This window comes from Corynebacterium sp. HMSC14B06, assembly GCF_001807075.1.
GTDB lineage: Bacteria > Actinomycetota > Actinomycetes > Mycobacteriales > Mycobacteriaceae > Corynebacterium > Corynebacterium jeikeium_D.
In genome coordinates this window covers 15,212-34,072 of sequence record NZ_KV787404.1, presented here as the reverse complement: position 1 = coordinate 34,072, position 18,861 = coordinate 15,212, and the positions used below count along the sequence as shown (strand labels likewise).

The 18,861-nt window shown below is 59.6% G+C and carries 17 protein-coding genes; 12 read left to right on the top strand and 5 right to left on the bottom strand.

Annotated elements, in window-relative coordinates:
- The first annotated feature begins 35 nt into the window (after window positions 1-35).
- Window positions 36-1,355 (top strand): S1C family serine protease, encoded by a 1,320-nt coding sequence (locus HMPREF3130_RS10610; protein ID WP_070429950.1) that lies wholly within the window; start codon window positions 36-38, stop codon window positions 1,353-1,355.
- Between the two features lie 144 nt (window positions 1,356-1,499).
- Window positions 1,500-1,997: a MogA/MoaB family molybdenum cofactor biosynthesis protein gene (locus HMPREF3130_RS10605; protein ID WP_224784267.1), complete on the top strand. Its 498-nt coding sequence runs from the start codon at window positions 1,500-1,502 to the stop codon at window positions 1,995-1,997.
- A gap of 281 nt (window positions 1,998-2,278) precedes the next feature.
- On the opposite strand, the gene mscL is transcribed toward HMPREF3130_RS10605, so the two are convergent.
- The 3 genes from mscL to HMPREF3130_RS10590 all read right to left on the bottom strand — a co-directional run bounded on the left by mscL (window position 2,279) and on the right by HMPREF3130_RS10590 (window position 4,273).
- Window positions 2,279-2,695: a large-conductance mechanosensitive channel protein MscL gene (gene mscL, locus HMPREF3130_RS10600; RefSeq protein WP_048733605.1), complete on the bottom strand. Its 417-nt coding sequence runs from the start codon at window positions 2,693-2,695 to the stop codon at window positions 2,279-2,281.
- A gap of 252 nt (window positions 2,696-2,947) precedes the next feature.
- Entirely contained in the window at window positions 2,948-3,493 is a 546-nt protein-coding gene (locus HMPREF3130_RS10595; protein WP_246815152.1) for an SAF domain-containing protein, read from the bottom strand.
- A gap of 105 nt (window positions 3,494-3,598) precedes the next feature.
- Window positions 3,599-4,273: a 5-formyltetrahydrofolate cyclo-ligase gene (locus HMPREF3130_RS10590; RefSeq protein ID WP_070429948.1), complete on the bottom strand. Its 675-nt coding sequence runs from the start codon at window positions 4,271-4,273 to the stop codon at window positions 3,599-3,601.
- 132 nt (window positions 4,274-4,405) lie between these two features.
- Here HMPREF3130_RS10590 and HMPREF3130_RS10585 point away from each other — a divergent pair, with 132 nt between their 5' ends.
- The 6 genes from HMPREF3130_RS10585 to HMPREF3130_RS10560 all read left to right on the top strand — a co-directional run bounded on the left by HMPREF3130_RS10585 (window position 4,406) and on the right by HMPREF3130_RS10560 (window position 10,329).
- Window positions 4,406-5,380 (top strand): UTP--glucose-1-phosphate uridylyltransferase, encoded by a 975-nt coding sequence (locus tag HMPREF3130_RS10585; protein ID WP_016423265.1) that lies wholly within the window; start codon window positions 4,406-4,408, stop codon window positions 5,378-5,380.
- A gap of 79 nt (window positions 5,381-5,459) precedes the next feature.
- Window positions 5,460-6,731 (top strand): molybdotransferase-like divisome protein Glp, encoded by a 1,272-nt coding sequence (gene glp / locus HMPREF3130_RS10580; RefSeq protein WP_005511382.1) that lies wholly within the window; start codon window positions 5,460-5,462, stop codon window positions 6,729-6,731.
- Window positions 6,732-6,761: 30 nt separating this feature from the next.
- On the top strand, window positions 6,762-7,394 hold the full coding sequence (locus tag HMPREF3130_RS10575; protein ID WP_048733595.1) for a GNAT family N-acetyltransferase: 633 nt from the start codon (window positions 6,762-6,764) through the stop codon (window positions 7,392-7,394).
- 173 nt (window positions 7,395-7,567) lie between these two features.
- Window positions 7,568-8,839: a divisome protein SepX/GlpR gene (glpR, locus tag HMPREF3130_RS10570; protein ID WP_016423263.1), complete on the top strand. Its 1,272-nt coding sequence runs from the start codon at window positions 7,568-7,570 to the stop codon at window positions 8,837-8,839.
- Between the two features lie 251 nt (window positions 8,840-9,090).
- On the top strand, window positions 9,091-9,480 hold the full coding sequence (locus HMPREF3130_RS10565; protein WP_080969568.1) for a DoxX family protein: 390 nt from the start codon (window positions 9,091-9,093) through the stop codon (window positions 9,478-9,480).
- Window positions 9,481-9,546: 66 nt separating this feature from the next.
- Entirely contained in the window at window positions 9,547-10,329 is a 783-nt protein-coding gene (locus HMPREF3130_RS10560; protein WP_070429947.1) for a zf-HC2 domain-containing protein, read from the top strand.
- Here the strand turns inward: HMPREF3130_RS10560 and HMPREF3130_RS10555 are convergent.
- On the bottom strand, window positions 10,326-11,882 hold the full coding sequence (locus HMPREF3130_RS10555) for a dolichyl-phosphate-mannose--protein mannosyltransferase (protein WP_070429946.1): 1,557 nt from the start codon (window positions 11,880-11,882) through the stop codon (window positions 10,326-10,328). The genes HMPREF3130_RS10560 and HMPREF3130_RS10555 overlap by 4 nt on opposite strands.
- A gap of 82 nt (window positions 11,883-11,964) precedes the next feature.
- Here HMPREF3130_RS10555 and rsmI point away from each other — a divergent pair, with 82 nt between their 5' ends.
- Both rsmI and HMPREF3130_RS10545 read left to right on the top strand, forming a co-directional pair.
- Window positions 11,965-12,819: a 16S rRNA (cytidine(1402)-2'-O)-methyltransferase gene (gene rsmI / locus HMPREF3130_RS10550; protein WP_187269939.1), complete on the top strand. Its 855-nt coding sequence runs from the start codon at window positions 11,965-11,967 to the stop codon at window positions 12,817-12,819.
- Window positions 12,820-12,979: 160 nt separating this feature from the next.
- The gene (locus HMPREF3130_RS10545; protein ID WP_070429945.1) at window positions 12,980-14,656 is read left to right on the top strand and encodes a BCCT family transporter; all 1,677 of its coding nucleotides are present in this window, start codon (window positions 12,980-12,982) and stop codon (window positions 14,654-14,656) included.
- On the opposite strand, the gene HMPREF3130_RS10540 is transcribed toward HMPREF3130_RS10545, so the two are convergent.
- Window positions 14,653-15,918 (bottom strand): aminodeoxychorismate synthase component I, encoded by a 1,266-nt coding sequence (locus tag HMPREF3130_RS10540; protein ID WP_070429944.1) that lies wholly within the window; start codon window positions 15,916-15,918, stop codon window positions 14,653-14,655. The genes HMPREF3130_RS10545 and HMPREF3130_RS10540 overlap by 4 nt on opposite strands.
- Window positions 15,919-16,033: 115 nt before the next feature.
- Here HMPREF3130_RS10540 and metG point away from each other — a divergent pair, with 115 nt between their 5' ends.
- A complete protein-coding gene (gene metG / locus HMPREF3130_RS10535; protein ID WP_070429943.1) occupies window positions 16,034-17,860 on the top strand; it encodes a methionine--tRNA ligase in 1,827 nt (608 codons plus the stop codon).
- A gap of 15 nt (window positions 17,861-17,875) precedes the next feature.
- Window positions 17,876-18,700 carry a TatD family hydrolase gene (locus tag HMPREF3130_RS10530; RefSeq protein WP_049171274.1) on the top strand — a complete coding sequence of 275 codons (825 nt, stop codon included), beginning with the start codon at window positions 17,876-17,878 and terminating at the stop codon, window positions 18,698-18,700.
- The last annotated feature ends 161 nt before the right edge of the window (window positions 18,701-18,861 follow it).

The window sequence follows — 18,861 nt, the reverse complement described above, 5'->3', positions numbered from 1 at the left end:
GCCAATTGTTAGACAGACAGTGCAAGGTATTACGTATGAGCAACTCTTTCAACGATTCCTCGCGAGGAGATGAGCGGGGACACTACTCCTCGCAATCTCACAACTTCAGCGAGAACCGTGCCATGGGGGATGCTGGTGAGACAAACCAGTTTTCTGTCAATGAGCGCGGCTGGGAGAATTCCCACTACAACACCATCCCGCCTCAGCCGAACGGCGCTTACGGAGGCGGTTCAGAGTGGGACGTTGCGGCCAATCAGCAGAAGACCAAGGGTGCCCAGGGGGCTAAGGGCATGGGGGCGCTGGCAGTCGCTGCCCTGATGCTGTGCTCGGCCGGTATCGGTGGCGGTGTCGGCGCATGGGTAGTTCACAACTCGCAGTCGTCGGCCCCCGCGGATAACGCGCTGGATAAGCCTGCGGAAACCCGTCAGGTAGCAGCAGCTGAGGGGTCCGTGGAGAAGGTCGCGCAGAAGGTCCTTCCCAGTGTCGTGTCCATCACCACTGCCTCGGAGCGGGGCACGGCGTCGGGGTCAGGTTCCATTCTGTCGTCTGACGGTCTGGTGCTGACGAATAATCACGTCGTCGCAGGCGCGGGTCCGGACGCACATATGGAAGTCCTGCTTTCCGACGGCACCACGCACCCGGCAACTCTGGTTGCAGGGGATGCGGCTACGGATATTGCCGTTATTCGAATTGAAGGTGTTAACGGGCTGCGCCCAATCTCGCTCGGCAACTCCTCGCAGGTTCAGGTTGGCCAGGAAGTGGTGGCCGTTGGTTCGCCACTGGGACTGACCTCCACTGTTACGCAGGGCATTGTCTCCGCTAAGAACCGTCCGGTGACCGCCGCTGGTGAAGACGGTCAGTCCTCCGTCATTGATGCAATCCAGACCGATGCGGCGATTAATCCGGGTAACTCCGGCGGAGCGCTAGTGGACATGGAAGGCAACCTCATCGGTGTGCCCAGCGTGATTGCCTCTAACAGTGAGGCATCGGAACAGGCGGGCAGCATTGGCCTTGGTTTCGCAATTCCGGTTAATCAGGCTCGTCGCATAGCGGAAGACCTGATTGATTCCGGTAAGGCGCGGATGCCTGTCATTGGCGCCCAGATCGATTCGCGTCCGATTGCACGTGGTGCACTGGTGCGAGAGGTAACGCCAGGCGGCCCAGCTGATAAAGCGGGGCTGAAAGACGGTGACCTGATTACCAAGGTTGATGACCGCACACTTGACAACGGCGTTGCACTAATTGCGGCTATTCGGTCGCATCGGATCGGGGATTCTGTCACACTTACAGTTACAGATGAGCGAGGCGGCAACGAGCGAACGGTCGATGTCACCTTGGCAGAAGCCCAGGATTGATAGGCAGCGTGGTGGAGTGAGTACCTCACCATCTGTAGAAGAGTTTTCGAGTGAAACTTCGAGTGAAAAGCTGTGGGAGAAAGCGAGATAGAGCAGATGAGTGAAACCGTGAGTACTGAGCCAAGTGACGTCAACCTCGCTGAGATGGAGCGTCTTATCAACGACGACGGCCAGGTCCGAAATGCGTTCGTTGTCCTCGTGGGCGACCATTTCGAGAACCCGGATGGCGCGGCTTCGCTCATGGTTGAGCTGTTGGAAGAAGACGGCTACTCGGTCGATGCCGTGGTCAGCACGGGTGCAGTGAAGCGTGAGATTCGGAAGGCTCTAGATACCGCTGTTGTCGGTGGCGCAGATTTGGTCGTCACGGTGGGCGGTGTTGGAGTTGGTCCTCGTGCGAAGACTCCGGATGCCACTCGCAAGGTTCTTGATGTGCGGCTGCAGGGCATCGAGCAGGCTATTCGTAACTCCGGTATGGGAGCTGGCGCCTTGGATGCGGGGCTGTCCCGCGGTTTGGCCGGCGTGTCCGGTCAGACTGTGATTATCAATCTCGCGGAGTCTCGCGCTGCAGTGCGCGATGGCATGGCGACAATTCTCCCGCTGGTCTCACATGTGCTTGACGATCTCTGCCGCTGGAGCGTCTAGGAATGGGCGACGCTAAGCAGCCCAATCAGCCTGAGCAAGCCGCGCCGCGCAGTGGCAGCCGTAGGCAGCGTCGTCGCGCAGGTGCACCAGCGAAAAACTTTGCCCAGTCGCGCAGTGCGAAAACTGCGCGCACAGTGCACTATCACGATGAATCCCCGGAGGATGCTCGTGATTTTGATGCGGACTACTGGACAAAACAGCGCCCACCCCATTGGGGATGAGCGCTGTGTAAAAAGCGTTAGTTAGCTTCTTATCGGAAGCTCGCAACTAGCAGCTAGAAGCTAGTTCAGCTCCGTCTTCGGCTTGCCGTTCTGCTCTGCCAGCAGGTCACGAATCTCAGTCAGCAGGTCAGCCTCGGTGACCTCCGGCTCAGCGGAGGTCTCCAGACGAGCCTCACGCATCTCGTTGAACTTGTTCATCGGAGCAACGATGACGAAGTAGACAACCGCTGCGACCAGCAGGAAGTTGATGACTGCGGTGATGACAGCTGCGAAGTCAAGGTAGGTCGACGGGTTGCCGCTGATGATTTCGAAGCCAAGGCCAGTGACCTCAGCGCCACCGATGGTGTTCAGCAGCGGCTCGAGCAGGCTGTCGGTGAAAGCAGTGACGATTGCGGTGAACGCAGCACCGATGACAACACCGACCGCCAGGTCGATGACGTTGCCGCGCATGATGAACTCTTTAAAGCCCTTAAGCATAGGAAATTTCCTTCTGTAGAAACGGAACAAACCAAACGAGACCTGTGAGTCATCGTGTTGCTCATGGCAGGCCCATACGATTTTGAGAAACGGGGCAGTGCGATATCTGGCAGTGCCACTCTTCTTAGCTCTAATCGTAGTTTTGAATTGCCTGGCCATTGTATCCCCGCACTAAGTTGTGGGACAAGTCAACTTTCTGCGAAAAACACTGTTCAGGACCATAAAATCTTTGAACCAGTGAGATTTTGGTCACTAACCCGCGAGTAACAGTGTGAGCGGAGATGCTAGCGATGTCGCAGCCACCACCTCCGCGGCGCCGGTGGGCAGAGCGACCAAGACCACCTCATCGTCGACGATGTTGACCACCCTTGCCCCGTGTGCAAGCGGCGCCGCCGCCCCGCGCTCATCCGCTGTCGACACAATATCCACGCTGTCACCAGTGCGAAGAGCGGACACAATGCCCGCATCAGTCAACGTGATGGCAATAATTTTGCTTTCCGACGTCCCCGTCAGCGACTTGGCAAGTGACGGGCCGACCATTCGCTGCTCTGTAATTATCTCTCTCGGTGACATGCCGGTGGCCAGGGTGCGTCCCCGCACAGAGGCGATGTCCGTTACGGCTCCACCGGGAACGAGCTCCCGGGGAATGTCCTTGAAAGCCACATCTTGTTCTGCCACCGATGCGCCAGCGGCAATGGATTTGGCGCTAACCACTACCCGAATATGGCCGCTGCGGGGTGTCAATGACTCCACCGCCGCCAGGCCGACTGCGCATAGGAAAACAGTGAGGGCAACCATCCGCCGAATAGTTGTGGGGCGGAGCTTCCGGAATGGACGCGGAAACCGGGACGAATATTTTGGGCTCATATTAAGTTAGGCGCGAAAATCCCGGAATCGGTTCCATTAAATCTGTGAAATCCCCGCTGGCGTGATCACATAATCAGCAGGAATGTCGTGCTCATCGTAGGCAAGCTCCGTGCGCAATTCGGTGTCGAAAACCGCAACAGCGATGGCCGCAGCTCTCACCCCAGCCGTATCGTCGTCGCGTCGAGAGAAAACCAAGCTGCGATCGTAGTAACCAGCGCCACGCCCTAACCGCATCCCGGTTGCGGGGTCGGCCGCAACTGCCGGCAGAATAATGGCGTCGGCAACACCCAGCTCAGCTGGGCCAGCAGAGTCTTCCACCGAAACAGGTTCCAAGAGTCCAAATCGACCCTTGCTGAAGCTGCCGGTGTAGTAACCCCAGTGCAGCGGTTGTGGTGGACCGGGCGGGCAGACGGGAAGCAGAATTCGTGCTCCGGAAACCGCGTTGGCCAGAGCCTCCACAAAGCCCTGGCCGGGCTTACCGCCAGTCGAACTAGAAACGCTTGCGCCGGGTTCGTCACCAGCGGGGACATAAGCGGCAATGACGGGTTTTGCGAGGTCGCCGACGGTGTTGGATAACCATTCTTGCAACCGCTGTACCAGTGCTTCGTCGTCAAGCATGCGCTCACGCTGCCCCTTGGCGGCGCGTGCGGCGAGTACCTCGTGCCGTGTGCGGGCTTTGAAATCAGACGTGGTTTCGGGAAGCGGAGCCATACCTGCAAACCTACTCTGTCAGGTAGGGGAGCGACCTCTGTCGTCAGCGCAGGAGAAAATTTCTGATTAATGCGTTGAAAAAGCGGGGTCAGCCTCCGAGCAAATGGAAGTTATATAGGTATCGTTGCCATTATGGTCTCATCGTCTAAAGAGTCTGGTTCGGACATGACTACTCCGGTTCGAACTGTCATCGTTCCTGCCGCGGGCATGGGTACGCGATTCTTGCCTGCCACCAAGACAGTGCCGAAAGAATTGCTGCCCGTAGTTGATACGCCGGGCATCGAGATGATTGCTGAAGAGGCCGCCGCCACTGGTGCGCAACGCCTGGCTATTGTCACAGCGCCGAGTAAGGATGGTGTGCTTGGGCACTTCGACCCGCGCCCGGACCTTGAGCAGACTCTCGCCGAGCGCGGCAAGGACAAAATTGCAGCGAAGGTACGCCGCGCCACCGAGGTCATTCGCGTGGAATCCGTTGTTCAAGATCGACCGCTGGGCCTGGGGCATGCGGTGCTGGTCGCAGAGCCGCTGCTCGAAGACGATGAGGACAGCGTTGCTGTCATGCTTCCCGACGATCTCGTGCTCCCAGTGGGCGTGATGGATCGGATGACGGAAGTGCGCGAGCGCTTTGGTGGTTCGGTGCTGTGTGCGCTGGAAATTCCTCATGAAGAGGTCTACAACTACGGTGTCTTCGATATTGAGGACGCCACCCCGGCGGAGTCTGGTGAGCTCGGTGCTGACGCGGCCGACGCTGATGCCTGGGACGATGTGAAGCGAGTCAAGGGCATGGTGGAAAAGCCGGACCCTGCGGATGCTCCATCCAACTTCGTTGCAGTCGGACGTTACTTGCTCGATCGCGCCATCTTCGATGCGCTGCGTCGCATCCCGCGCGGTAAGGGCGGCGAATACCAGCTCACCGATGCAATTGAGCTGCTGATTCAAGAGGGGCATCCGGTTCATGTGGTCGTTCACAAGGGGTTCCGCCATGACCTGGGAAATCCTGGTGGCTTCATTCGTGCTTGCGTAGACTTTGGACTCAGGCATCCGGACTACGGCGAGGGGCTGCGCGACTACATGCAGCAGCGTCTGGCGCAGGATGAACAGGCTTAAAGCCTTTTTATAGAGGCTTGTACTGAGAAGCTGAATAGCCATAAAGCGCACCGCGGGTTGGTGCCGAGGAAGGTAAAACATGCGTTCTGTGGAAGAACAGTTGGCGGCAATCACCGCACACGCTGTGATGCCTGATCCTGTGCGCGTTGCTATTTCGGAATCCCTCGGCATGCTGTGCGCTGAGGATGTCATCGCTGAGCAGCCGTTACCGGGATTCGTGCAGTCAGCAATCGATGGTTATGCGGTGCGCGCTGTCGATATCGTCGGCGAATCTGGTTCTTTACCTCCGGATGCGCGTCAGAGTGATGTTGATTTTCGCGAGGTTGAGCTACCTGTTGTCGGTGAGGTGACAGCGGGTTCGCATCACCCGATGCGGCTACAGCCGAAGCAGGCCGTGCGCGTACAAACTGGTGCGCCGCTGCCATCGCTTGCCGACGCCGTCGTGCCCCTAAACTGGACCGACCGCGGTGGCCGTCGAGTTAATGTTCTCCATCCGGTCTACTCCGGTGACTTTGTGCGCAAGGTTGGCGACGACGTGCAGCCGGGTGACGTGGCTGTGTCCTTGGACTCGGTGATTTCGCCGTCACAGGTTGGATTGCTGGCAGCGGTGGGGCGTTCGAAGGTTTTGGTGCACCCCAAGCCGCGTATGTCCGTGATTTCCATTGGTAATGAGTTGGTCGATGTTGACCGCACGCCGGGGCTCGGTCAGGTCTACGACGTCAACTCCTACGCGTTGGCTGCAGCCGGCCGCGATGCCGGGGCCGAGGTACACCGAGTGGGTATTGCCACCGGTGAGCCCCGTCGCATCCGAGAAATCATCGAAGGCCAGCTCATTCGCAGTGAGCTTTTGGTCATCACGGGGGCTGTCGGCGGTGCCGCGGGTGAGCAGATTCGCCGTGTGCTGGCTGAATTGGGCGAGGTTGATGTTTCCCGCATCGCTATGCATCCTGGTTCGGTCCAGGGCTTTGGTCTGCTGGGAGATGACAAGATTCCAACGTTCCTCCTGCCGTCGAATCCGGTCGGCGCATTGGTCGTTTTTGAGGTCATGGTTCGTCCCCTCATTCGGCTGGCGTTGGGTAAGCGCAATCCCCGCCGCCGCGCTGTCACCGCTCGTGCTGTCGGCCCGATTGAGTCGGCGGAGAAGCGCCGTGGCTACATCCGTGGCCAGCTCATGCGTGACCGCGAGACCGGCGAATACATGGTGCAGCCGCTGGGAGGTTCCGGCGGTGCGCAAGCCCACCTTTTGGCCGGTATGTCGGAAGCCAACAGCCTCATCGTGATTCCGGAAGACGTGCTGCACGTGCGTCCGGGAGATGTAGTTGACGTGCTGTTCATGGCGCGCCAGGCCTAACCTCACTCCACTACCGCGAGTATTGTTGCTGTGCGTACTTCTCGTCTAGTAACCAGTGGCGGCCGAGTCCGCCTGCGTGTGCCAGAGCGCTCTGATGCCTCTGCATGGCGGGCACTGCGGCTGCGCGACGAGCCCATTTTGCGCCCCGTGGAGCCAACCCTCGAGGACGACTGGGATAACGCCCACAGGGCTTCTGTTTTCCGCCGTAACCTGCGCAGTTGGCGTCGTTCAGAGGCTGCGGGAGACATGATTGTCTCCACCATTGAGGTAGACGGCCAGTTCGCCGGCATGCTCACACTCGGCGGTATTACGCCTTTCCCCGTCGCTCACGCATGGATTGGCTACTGGGTCGGCAGCGGCTTTACATGTGGAGGGGTCGCCACTGCGGCAGTGGCGTTGGCGTCGGATTATGCCAAGAGAGTTGGCGTCCACCGAATTGAAGCGACTGTGTTGGACAGCAATGTCCCGTCGATACGCGTGCTGGAAAACTGTGGGTTCGAGTACGAAGGCGTGGCGCGGGAAGCCTTCCATATGGATGGCGCGTGGCGCGATCATCTGACCTATGCGCGGGTGGGGGAGGACAGTGCAGTGGACCTCATCGTGGCGAGTGGTCGCGCGCAATATGAAGAGGCGGAGAAATACCCACCGCAACGGCGCGCCTGAGTAGTCTGAGTAACACACGCCGATAGGGTGATGACAACTCTACTATTGGGCGAATTCGCTCTAGATACGCTGACTGCCTTCGCAAATGCCTCTGTGGAAGGGCATGTGGGTGGCGTATTTGGGCCGGGGAGAGACGGCGAAACCCCGGGCGAAATCGCAAGGAGACACAAAATATGTCAACTTCACTGTTGCTGATACTCATCGTTGTACTGTGGCTGTTTGTGCTGGCCCCGCTGGTGGTCAATACGCGCAAGCCGATTCGTCGTACCTCCGATGCGCTAGGTAAGACCCGCGTGCTGCATCGTGGTGGCGAGGAGTTGGCCACGACGCGCCGCCGTCCGTCTTTTAAGGAGTCGGACGTGCGCGTGGCCGAAGAAGTCGACGATTCTCTCGAAACCGTTGACGCGCAGGTCGACGATGACTTCGATGTCAGCGACGTGCTTATCGACGACACCGTGGACGAGGCGGCCGACCCGGCCGTCGTTGACGGCGATATCGTCTACGAGCTGGAAGCGGCAGATGCAGAGGAGGAGACCCCGCAGGCGGATGATTCCGCTACCGAGGAAGCCACTGCTGAGTCTTCTGACCGCTCTGACATGGACGTGTCCGATGATGAGTCTGCAGACCAGTCGCTGCAGGCTGTCGTTAATGACGAGGATGCTGAATCTGACTCCGCCGTTGCCTCCGCCGAAGGTGACGTGGTTCGTGCAGATGAGTCCTCTTCCGATGTGAGCGTTGACGTTCGCCGTCAGTTTGTCGACGCCGATGACTTGATGTTCGAAGATGCCGTTGAATCTGACGCTGATTCCGGTGCCGCGGCTGACGCTGAGCACGCGGACGCTGAGGCTCTCTCTGAGACTGAAGAGGCAGCAGACACCGTAGACGAGCAGGCGGAACCCGACGAGACCGTCGAGGACGACAGCGACCACAGTGTCGAGTCCAACGATGACGCAGTCGCTGTCGATGACACCTTGACCGAAGATGATTACGCGTTCGCTGAGAAGCGCCGTGGTCGTGGTGGGTTCGATCCGATTTCGGATGCCCAGTACGCTGAGACTCGCTTTGCCCGCCGCCGCCGTTCGGTTGCTGGGCTGGCGGCGTTCATCGCAGTCACGGTTATCATCGCTGCTTTCGCCGGTGGTTGGACCTGGTGGATTCCACTGGTCGGTGTCGGCTTGATGACCCTGTATCTGGTCAACCTGCGCCGCACCGTGCGTGCAGAGCAGGAACTGCGGGCTCGCCGAATTCGCCGTATGAAGATGGCCCGCCTCGGCGTGCGTAACCGCGAGGATGATGAGCTGGGAATTCCACAGCGTCTGCGCCGTCCGGGCGCGGTAGTGGTCGAGCTTGATGATGAGGACCCGGATTTCGCAGATTTGGCCTACACTGACTACCGCTTTGATGACGACGATTATGACGAAATGCCACAGGCTCGTGTGAGCTAGTCCTGTGAGCTGAGCCGTAGAACAACCTTAAAGTTGTCTGAGCACGTCAGCGCGATTTTTTGTTAGAAACTCGGCCTGTTACGATGTCACTACCTAAGACATGACACACCGGGTGTGTTTGGCGGAAGGCTTCTCCCGAGGGGTTGGGAGAAGCCTTTTTGCATGTTTAAGTCGCTGGCCTCTCGCAGCCGCAGTGCTACCGTGTTTTGACCGTGCCGTCGGGTAGCATGTCCCTCATGGATCGACCGGTAATGCGCGATATCGCGCTCGTGATTCTCCGCCTGATACTCGGAATTATCTTCATCTGCCATGGCTGGGACAAGATTTTCATCACCGGTATCGACAAGACGACCGGTTACTTTGTCGCCGCGAATATCCCGCAGGCGCACTTGACGGTCTGGGTTGTCGCTCTAGTCGAACTGGTCGGTGGCGCGTTGCTGATTCTGGGACTCTTGGCACCGACGGTGGCGATGGTCTTCATCATTGAGATGATTGGTGCCTGGTGGTCGATGCACTTGGGCAATGGCCTGTTTATCCGCGACAACGGTGCAGAGCTTGTGATGTCACTCATCGGTGGGCTGGTGATGATTTTCGTATTCGGGGCCGGCCGTTTCAGTTTGGACAGGCAGTTCATCAGGTAAGACCTCATCAGATAAGACCTCATTAGGTACAACCCCCTTAAGAGTTAAAGGCGGTGGAGATCCCCCGTGGAGTGCGAGGAAATTCGCGCAGCATTGTCAGCTCGCCTCGATGGCGAGCAGGCAAGCATTGCCGATGAAGTCATCGATGCCCATCTTGGGGCCTGCGAGGAGTGCCGAGCTTGGTACGAGCGAGCGGTGCGGCTGAACCGCGCCCTTACGGTTGGGCCTGCCGATGGTATGCCGGAGATTTCCACGGATGATCTCTCGGAGCGCATTTTGGTCTCCATCGAACCGGAGCGCCGGCGGCGTGAGCGCGCATGGCTGCTCATGGCCGGCACCGCCCGCGGGGTGCTCATTGCACTGGGCCTTTGCTGGGCGGTCTGGGGGATTGCGACACTGGTCGACGCCTCCGGCATGATGACGCTCGGACTTTCCTCGACGCAGCCGCAGGACGGTGCAGGAATCGCAACAAGCACGGGAGCGCCTATCGACGGTTCCACTGCCACCGTTGACCCAATGGAGCTTGGAGCACGCCTTGCCATCCAACTCGCGGCAATTCGGCTTGCGTTGGCAGTGGGATTGTTCTGGGCTGCTTGGCGGCCACGCGCTGCCATGGGCATGGCGCCGGTCTACGGTGCCGTCGCCACGTTCAGCATTGGTTTTGGTATTCGTGACATTCTCATCGGCGCCCAGGGAGCATCTGAGATTGCTGGCCTGGCCTTGATGTTTGTCTCCGCTTTGACACTGGCCGTTGTGTGGCTGGGCGGTTATACGCCGACGGCAATCGCACAGGCATGGCGAGCCGCCTCCGGGTTGCCGGTCACAGGCGTGCCGCCACAGCGGGACTAGCTCCAGGACGGCAACCAGAACCGCCAATCGAAGTGGTTGAGAGGCAGCGGGTAGCCGGTCAAAATCGGCAGCCAGAACACAAACGCGGCCACCACTAGTGCGGCGTGTGCGCCAACGATTACTAACCCCACCGGCTTATCGCGGGGCCGCCAGTGTGAGAGATCGTCGGCAAGCAGAGCAAAGGCGATGAGTACAAATGGAATCAGCGCGGTGGCGTAGAAGAAGTACATCTGACGGTCGTAGCCGATGACCCACGGCAGCCACGAGGCGAGGAAACCGATGACCGGCAGCGCGTAGCGGCCGTCCCGGCGGCCGAGCCAGCGCCATGTGGCCCACAGGACCACGGGGACCAGCAACCACCAGATGGGCGGGGTGCCAAAGAGCATCATCCAGCCCTTGCACTCCTGGCCACCACTGCAGTTGGTTTCGGTGGAGTAGTAGAGCATTGGGCGCCAGCTGACCAGCCACTCCCAGGGCTTGGACTCCCAAGGGTGTTTGTGGCCATTAGAGGTGGTCAGCTCGGCGTGGAACTTCAGCACGCTGTTTTGGTAGTGCAGGTAGTTCTGCACGGCCTCGGGAAGCCAGTCGGTGCCGGGGAGTCCCGTATCGCGCTCTTCGGGCGAGACATGGCGATAAACCGACGTTTCTTCGGCGAACCAGGAACGCCAACTTAAGAAGTAAACGCCCAGCGGAACCACCACCAGATCACGCAACGCCGGGGCGGTATCGCGGGCGAGCGCGCCGAGCACGGGCTTGTCCGCACCGGCATTCTTGCGTGACACCAGATCCGTGAAGACGGACCACAGGCCGAATGCGGCCATGTAGTACAGACCGGACCACTTCACCCCGGTGGCAAGCCCCAGCATGATGCCGGCGAGCAGTCGCCACCAGCGATAACTGAGATAGGGGCCGAAACTACCTAGCTCCGTGGCGGATTCCAGGCGCTTGCGGGCATCGGCCTGGTCAATGAGAAGTGCCCACGCGGCCGCGATGATGAAGAAGGTCTGAATCATGTCCAGCATGCCGACCCGGGAGGAGACAAACAGCACTCCGTCGGCAAGCGCATAGAGACCAGCGATACCCACTGCCAACCGCGAGCCGCGAGAGATGCGTCGGACGATGTCCATGAGCAGCAGTATGACCAGCGTGCCACACACCGCCGACATAAACCGCCAGCCCATTGGTGAGTAACCGAAGATCCATTCGCCCACGGCGATGACCTGCTTGGCCACTGGCGGATGCACAATCAGACCGTAGCCGGGATTGTCCTCAATGCCAGACGAGATGGGGTCGCGGGTGGACTCCAGAATCTGCCATGCTTGCGGCACATAGTGCTTTTCATCGAAGAGCGGGGTGCCATTGTCGGTCTTGGCAGCAAGCCCGATGAAACGGGTTAGCGCTGCGACGATTCCGAGAACCACAAAAGTGGCGGTATCCCATTTGTCCCACCGCCGCAGTGGCGGCAGCGAGGGCACCGGGGGAATCGGGCGCAGGAAACGCTTTTTCGCGCGGCGCTCGGTTTCCGGTGGTGGGGTTAAAGCGGCATCGGTCACGAATGTCAGTTTAAGCTATGGAATCATGACGCATTCGGCATCGAACTTCCAACCGCACGAGAACGCGCCTCTTAGCGAGGCAATGACGCTGGCCCCTGGCATCACTCTGGTGGCAACGCCGCTGGGCAATATCGCCGATGCCTCCGACCGCTTGCGCGGTGCGCTTATCGACGCCGATATCATCGCCGCGGAAGACACCAGGCGAGCACGCAACCTGGCCACAGCGCTGGGCATTTCCCCCAAGGGGAAGTTTGTTTCAAACTTCGATCACAACGAAGAGAGCCGCACTGAGTCGCTGATTCAGGCGGCGAAGGCGGGACAGAAAGTCATTGTGGTGACCGATGCGGGGATGCCGGTGGTGTCGGATCCTGGCCTGGCTGTGGTGGCGGCTGCTCACGACGCGGGCGTGCCCGTGTCCTGCGTACCGGGGCCGAGCGCGGTGACTACCGCATTGGCTCTCAGCGGGTTGGGCGTCGGCCACTTTTGCTTCGATGGTTTTGCACCTCGTAAACAGGGGGCGCGCCGGATCTGGCTGGAATCACTGAAGACAGAGAAGCGGGCCTGTTGTTTCTTTGAGTCGCCGCATCGGTTGGCTGTTACGTTGGCCGATGCCGCGGAGATTTTGGGTGAGGAGCGGCGCGCGTCGGTAAGCCGTGAGCTGACCAAGCGTTTTGAAGAGACTCGCCGTGCGACGCTGGGAGAGCTGGCTGCGTGGGCGGAGGAAGGTGTCCGCGGCGAAATTACGGTGGTGATTGAGGGCGCGGGGCAGCAGGCGACGGAGGTATCCACGGAGGACTTGGTTGACCGCGTGGAGGAGCTTGTGGCTGATGGCATGCGGCTGAAGGATGCCGCGAAGCAGGTTGCGGCAGAGGCTGGAATGACAAAGCACCGTGATCTCTATCAGGCGGTTTTGGCTGCTCGTGAGGGAAATCGTTAGCCGATTGTTACTTTGTGCCAGAAAATGTTCCAGCGCACGCCAGTGAACAGGGTAAACGCTGTTATTGGGAGTTTTGTAATTCAGACGGGAAATGAGGAAAACCTGAGAGAATCCACACCCTGAGTTGAAATCCCAGGTCAATGGTGGACATGGTGGAGGAATGACGAATCCACCAGAGCATGAAATACAACAAGAAGTAGGGGAGTCAGTCGTCGGCGAAGTCAGGGCCGACGATTCTCACGCTCCCGTGAACCTCGGGGTTACCATCCCCGCCGTTGTCGCAATTCTGGCAATCATCGTCTGGGGCCTGGCGTGGCCGGATAGTTTCTCGACGTTTGCATCTAGTTCTCTGAACTGGGTTGTGGAGAACACCGGCTGGCTGTTTATCTTGGCCAGCACCGTCTTTGTCTTCTTTATTGTGTCCATCGCAATTTCCAAGTTCGGTCACATCCGCCTGGGCAAGGACGCCGAGAAACCAGAGTTTTCCACACCTAGCTGGATTGCCATGATGTTCGCCGCCGGTATGGGCATCGGTCTGATGTTCTACGGCGTTGCTGAGCCACTGACCTTCTACCGCGAAGGTGTACCGGGTCACCAGCCAAAGGAAGTCGGTACCGCCATGGCATCGACGATGTTCCACTGGACTCTGCACCCGTGGTCGCTCTACGCCATCGTCGGCCTCGCCATTGCTTACTCGACCTACCGTCTTGGTCGTAAGCAGCTAATCTCCGCGGCGTTCATTCCGCTCATCGGTGCACGTCGCGCTGAGGGATGGTTGGGCAAGCTAATCGACGCACTTGCGATTTTTGCCACCGTCTTCGGTACGGCAGCCTCTCTCGGTGTTGGTGTGCTGCAGATTTCCGCTGGTTTGGAGATCAACGGTTTCACTGCCATCAAGGGCACAAGTTTGTGGATTGGTCTTATCCTCATTCTGGGTTGTGCCTTCTTGGCTTCTGCGCTGTCGGGTGTGGGCAAGGGCATTCAGTACATCTCGAACTTCAACATGATTGCCGCTGGCCTGCTGGCCCTGCTGGTGTTGGTCCTCGGCCCTACCGTGGTGATTCTGAACCTGATTCCGACTTCTATTGGTAGCTACCTGAATTCCTTCTTTGAGATGGCCGCCCGCTCCAGCGCTTCCGCTGACGGTACCGCCGGCGAATGGCTCTCGTCGTGGACAATCTTCTACTGGGCCTGGTGGATCTCCTGGTCGCCGTTTGTCGGTATGTTCATCGCGCGCATTTCTCGCGGCCGTACTATCCGCGAGTTCGTCTTCACCGTCGTCGCAGTTCCGTCGATTGTCTCTGCGGTATGGTTCTCCATCTTTGGTGGCACCGCCATTACCCGCGAGCAGGAGGGCGCGTCCATCTACGGTGACGGTTCGGCCGAGAGTCAGCTGTTTAACCTGCTGGATTCCATGCCGGGTGGTGCGATTACTTCCGTCATCGCAATGGTTCTGCTGGCTACCTTCTTCATTACCTCGGCGGACTCCGCCTCCACGGTGATGGGCACCATGAGCCAGTTCGGTCGACTCACAGCATCGCGCACGGTCACTGCTATGTGGGGTATTTTCACCGCTCTGATTGCGATTGTCCTATTGGTCACCGGCGGCAGCGATGCCCTGTCCAACCTGCAGAACATCACCATTTTGGCGGCAAGCCCGTTCGTCATTGTTATCTTGGCGCTGATGGTGGCGCTGGTTAAGGGGCTTTCCGACGATCCGATGTACCTCGATGACAAGGAACAGCGTCAGTTTGCCCTGCGCATGGCTCGCGAGCGCCGCGTGGCGGAAGCGGCCGAACAGCGCGAACGCCGCCGTGCTCGTAAATTGCGCAACTAGCTTTCCAACAGCAGCGGTGCGGCCTTGGCCTCAATCTCGGCCCATTCGCCCTCGGGCGTAGACCCGATGGTGATGCCACCGCCGATGCCAGCTTCGACCCGAACTCTCCCCGAGTTCGGGTCTTTTGCGTACTCAGCGGTACGAATGGCGACATTGAGCTCAAGTGCATCCCCGTGGGCCGCACCAATCGCGCCACAGTGAGCGCCACGGGGTTCGGGTTCCCACTCGCGCAGAAGCTCAATTGCTCGCAGCTTCGGTGTACCGGTGACTGAGGCCGGTGGGAAGCAGGCATCGATCAGCTCAGCGTGGCTGAGCTGATCGGGAAGTTCCGCGGAAACTGTGGAAAACAGGTGCCACACGCCCGGTGCCGGACGCACACTGAGCAGATCCGTGACCTTCACAGTGCCAGTTTTGGCCACCTGGCCGAGGTCGTGGCGCACCAGGTCGACAATCATGATGTTCTCGGCGACATCCTTATCGCTGCGCAACAGCTCATGCGGGGGCCGGTCAGCGGGAATCGTGCCTTTGATAGGAGTTTCAGTCACGCTTGTGCCAGCGCGGATGAGGAACTCCTCAGGACTCAGCGAGGCCAGAATTGGAATTCCAGCATCGAGGTTGCCGGGCAAGAATGCCGCTCGAGCCGGCTGATACTGCGCCACGCGGGAGGAAAACCACGCGCCGGCGTGGGCTAGTGCAGCGTTGTCCACATCGACGTTCGTGCCCGATCCCGCATTCAGCTCCGCGTGAAAGCGTGTAGAGATGCAGGTTTGGTACACCTCGCCCGCGGCAATTGCTTCCTTACAGTTCTCCACTGCAAGCTGGTGGCGTTCTCGGTCGCCTTGATCCCACTCCAGTGGTGTGGCCGCGGGGAGTGCGTCGTCACGCGTGTTTTCGCGCGAGTAAGTGATGGCCTCCTGAATGGCTTGGAAATCCGGATTTAAGGGGTCACCGGTGCCGGGGCCGTCGAAATGCCACGTGCCGTCGTCGGCAAGCAAGGCGACGCAGGCAGCGATCCCATGCGCGCTGGTGCCGGAGTAGGGGCGGAACCCAAATATCCACGCATCGGGGTCGGGGCTGGTGAAAAGCGCTGCCGAATCGCAGGCGGTGAGCTCGACGTTAGCGGCGAGAACCGCGCGATAACCGAACCAGGAGCCGATGAGTGCAGCGGGGCGATGACCGGCGGCGATAAGACGAGCTAGCGCAGTGGTCGCGCGCGAAGTGAAGTCAGCGGCCGAGTCGGAGGAGGTGGACCGAGTGGACATAGGACATAAGCGTAGTGACTGCGCGAGCGCGCGATGACGCTAGGGGACAGTTCTTGGAAGACTTCATGAGGGCACAGTTCATCGTGATGGTAGGTCATCTATTACCCTGTTAGATATGTCTCGCATTTTCACAGCAGTTGCGTGGCCGTACGCTAACGGTCCGCGACATATCGGCCATGTTGCAGGTTTCGGTGTCCCCTCGGACGTTTTCGCTCGCTACCAGCGAATGATTGGCAATGACGTGCTGATGGTCTCCGGTACTGATGAGCATGGCACGCCACTGCTTGTGCAGGCGGAGAAGGAAGGCGTTTCTGTCCAGGAATTGGCCGACCGTTACAACCGCCAGATTGTGCAGGACCTCGCGGGTCTGGGGCTTTCCTACGACCTGTTTACGCGCACAACCACGCGCAACCACTACGCCGTTGTCCAGGAGCTCTTCCGTGGGCTCTACGAAAACGGCTATATGGTCAAGCAGACCACGATGGGTGCGATTTCCCCGTCGACCGGTCGCACCCTGCCGGACCGTTACATCGAAGGTACCTGCCCAATTTGTGGCGCTTCCGGTGCCCGCGGCGACCAGTGCGACAACTGCGGTAACCAGCTTGACCCGGCCGATCTGATCGATCCGGTGTCGAAAATCAACGGCGAGACCCCGAAGTTCGTTGAAACAGAGCACTTCCTGCTAGACCTGCCGGCTCTGGCAGAGGCCTTGACCGAGTGGCTGCAGGAGCGCAAGGACTGGCGTCCAAACGTGCTGAAGTTCTCCCTGAACATCCTGAAGGACATCCGTCCGCGTGCAATGAGCCGTGATATTGACTGGGGTGTGCCGATTCCGCTGGAGGGCTGGTCGGAAAACGGGACGAAGAAACTCTACGTTTGGTTCGACGCCGTCGTCGGTTACCTATCCGCTTCCATCGAGTGGGCCTGGCGCATTGGAGACCCGGAAGCGTGGCGCAAGTGGTGGAATGACCCGGAGGCGCTGTCCTACTATTTCATGGGCAAGGACAACATCACCTTCCACTCCCAGATTTGGCCGGCTGAGCTGCTGGGCTACCGTGGCGAGGGCTCCCGCGGGGGCGAGGTCGGTCAGCTTGGTGAGCTGAACCTGCCGACGGAGGTCGTCTCCTCGGAGTACCTGACCATGTCGGGCTCGAAGTTCTCCTCTTCCAAGGGCGTTGTCATCTATGTGAAGGACTTCCTGGCGGAGTTTGGTCCGGATCCGCTGCGCTACTTCATCGCGATGGCAGGCCCGGAGAACCAGGACACCGACTTCACCTGGGATGAGTTCGTCCGCCGCGTGAATAACGAGCTGGCCAACTCCTGGGGCAACCTGGTCAACCGCACCGTGTCCATGGCTTTCAAGAACTTCGGTGAGGTGCCAACTCCGGGCGAACTCACTGACGCTGACCGTGAACTGCTCGACCTGGCTGAGAGTTCCTTCGCCGAGGTCGGCGACGCGCTTGCGCTGTCCCGCTTCCGCGCCGGTATCACCGCCGCCATGCACTTGGTCGGAGAGGCCAACGCCTACATTGCTGCGCAGGAGCCGTGGAAGCTGGCGAAGGACGAATCCCAGCGCGAGCGTCTCGCCACCGTGCTGTGGACAGCACTGCAGGTAGTCAGCGATGCCAATGTGCTGCTGACCCCGTACCTGCCGGAAAGCGCGCAGAAGGTCTTCGAGACCCTGGGCGGCGAGGGCATCTGGGCCGCAATGCCGGAAGTGCAGGAAGTCCAGGACGACATGCCGGTCGAGCCGGTCGGCGCTGACCTGCCGGCAGAGGGCAGGAGCTACCCAATCATCACTGGTGACTACGTCAATCAGAAGGCCGCCTGGCGTCGCTTCGACATTGAGCCGGGTACGGCGCTGGCCAAGCCGAAGCCGATTTTCACCAAGCTCGACGCTGAGTTGGCTGAGCACGGCCCTGAGTGGGCACAGGTGAAGTAGGGGCACAGTAGAGGTATGGGAAAGCGCAAACGCAAGATTGCAGAACCCGCGGAGTATCTCACTCCGCTGTTTGACGCCCACACGCATCTCGCGTCCTGTGGGGCGCAAACTCCGGAGGAGATTGCGGCTCTCATGGACCGGGCCGCCGCAGCGGGCGTCGTCGGAGTCTGCACGGTCGGCGATGGCATGCCGGAAACCGAACTGGCCTTTGCCGCCGCGCACGCGCACCCCAACGTCTGGGCCGCCGCCGCCATCCATCCGACGCGCGCGCACGAGCTTGACGACGACGCCAAGGCCCGCTTAACCGAAATGGCTGCCGACCCCAGGGTTGTGGCCGTGGGGGAGACGGGATTGGATTGGTACTGGCTGGATTCCCTCGACGGCTGCGCGTCGAAGAGCGAACAGCTGGCTGCGTTGCAGTGGCATATGGAGCTCGCAGCAACCGTCGGCAAGCCGTTGATGATTCATAACCGCGACGCCGATGAAGACCTGATGGCGGCGTTGGACGGCTACGACAATACGGTCATTTTGCACTGTTTTTCTTCGCCCATCGAGGTTGCCCGCGAAGCCATTGCACGCGGTTACCTGCTGAGTTTTACTGGCAACGTGACCTTCAAACGCAATGATTACCTGCGGCAGGCTGTGGCTGAGGCGCCGGCGGAGCAGCTGCTGGTGGAAACCGATGCCCCGTACATGACCGCAGAGCCTTTCCGAGGTGCGCGCAACGAGTCCACTTTTATTGGTCATCAGGCGCGTGCGATGGCTGCGGCCCGAGAAATCGGGGCGGAGGAGATGGCACAGATTTTGACGGATAACGCACGTCGGGTGTACGGCATTTAAGCACGTGCTGGCGTATTGCCGCCCCTGAGCTGTGGAAATGCAGCCGGGGCGGTTTGTTGTATTTCCCGTCACTTTTATCGATATATTTTAGACAACACTGAATCTTTACCGTACTGTTACAAACTGTATTTCTTTCATCTGCTAGCTGCCCCATCCTCCGA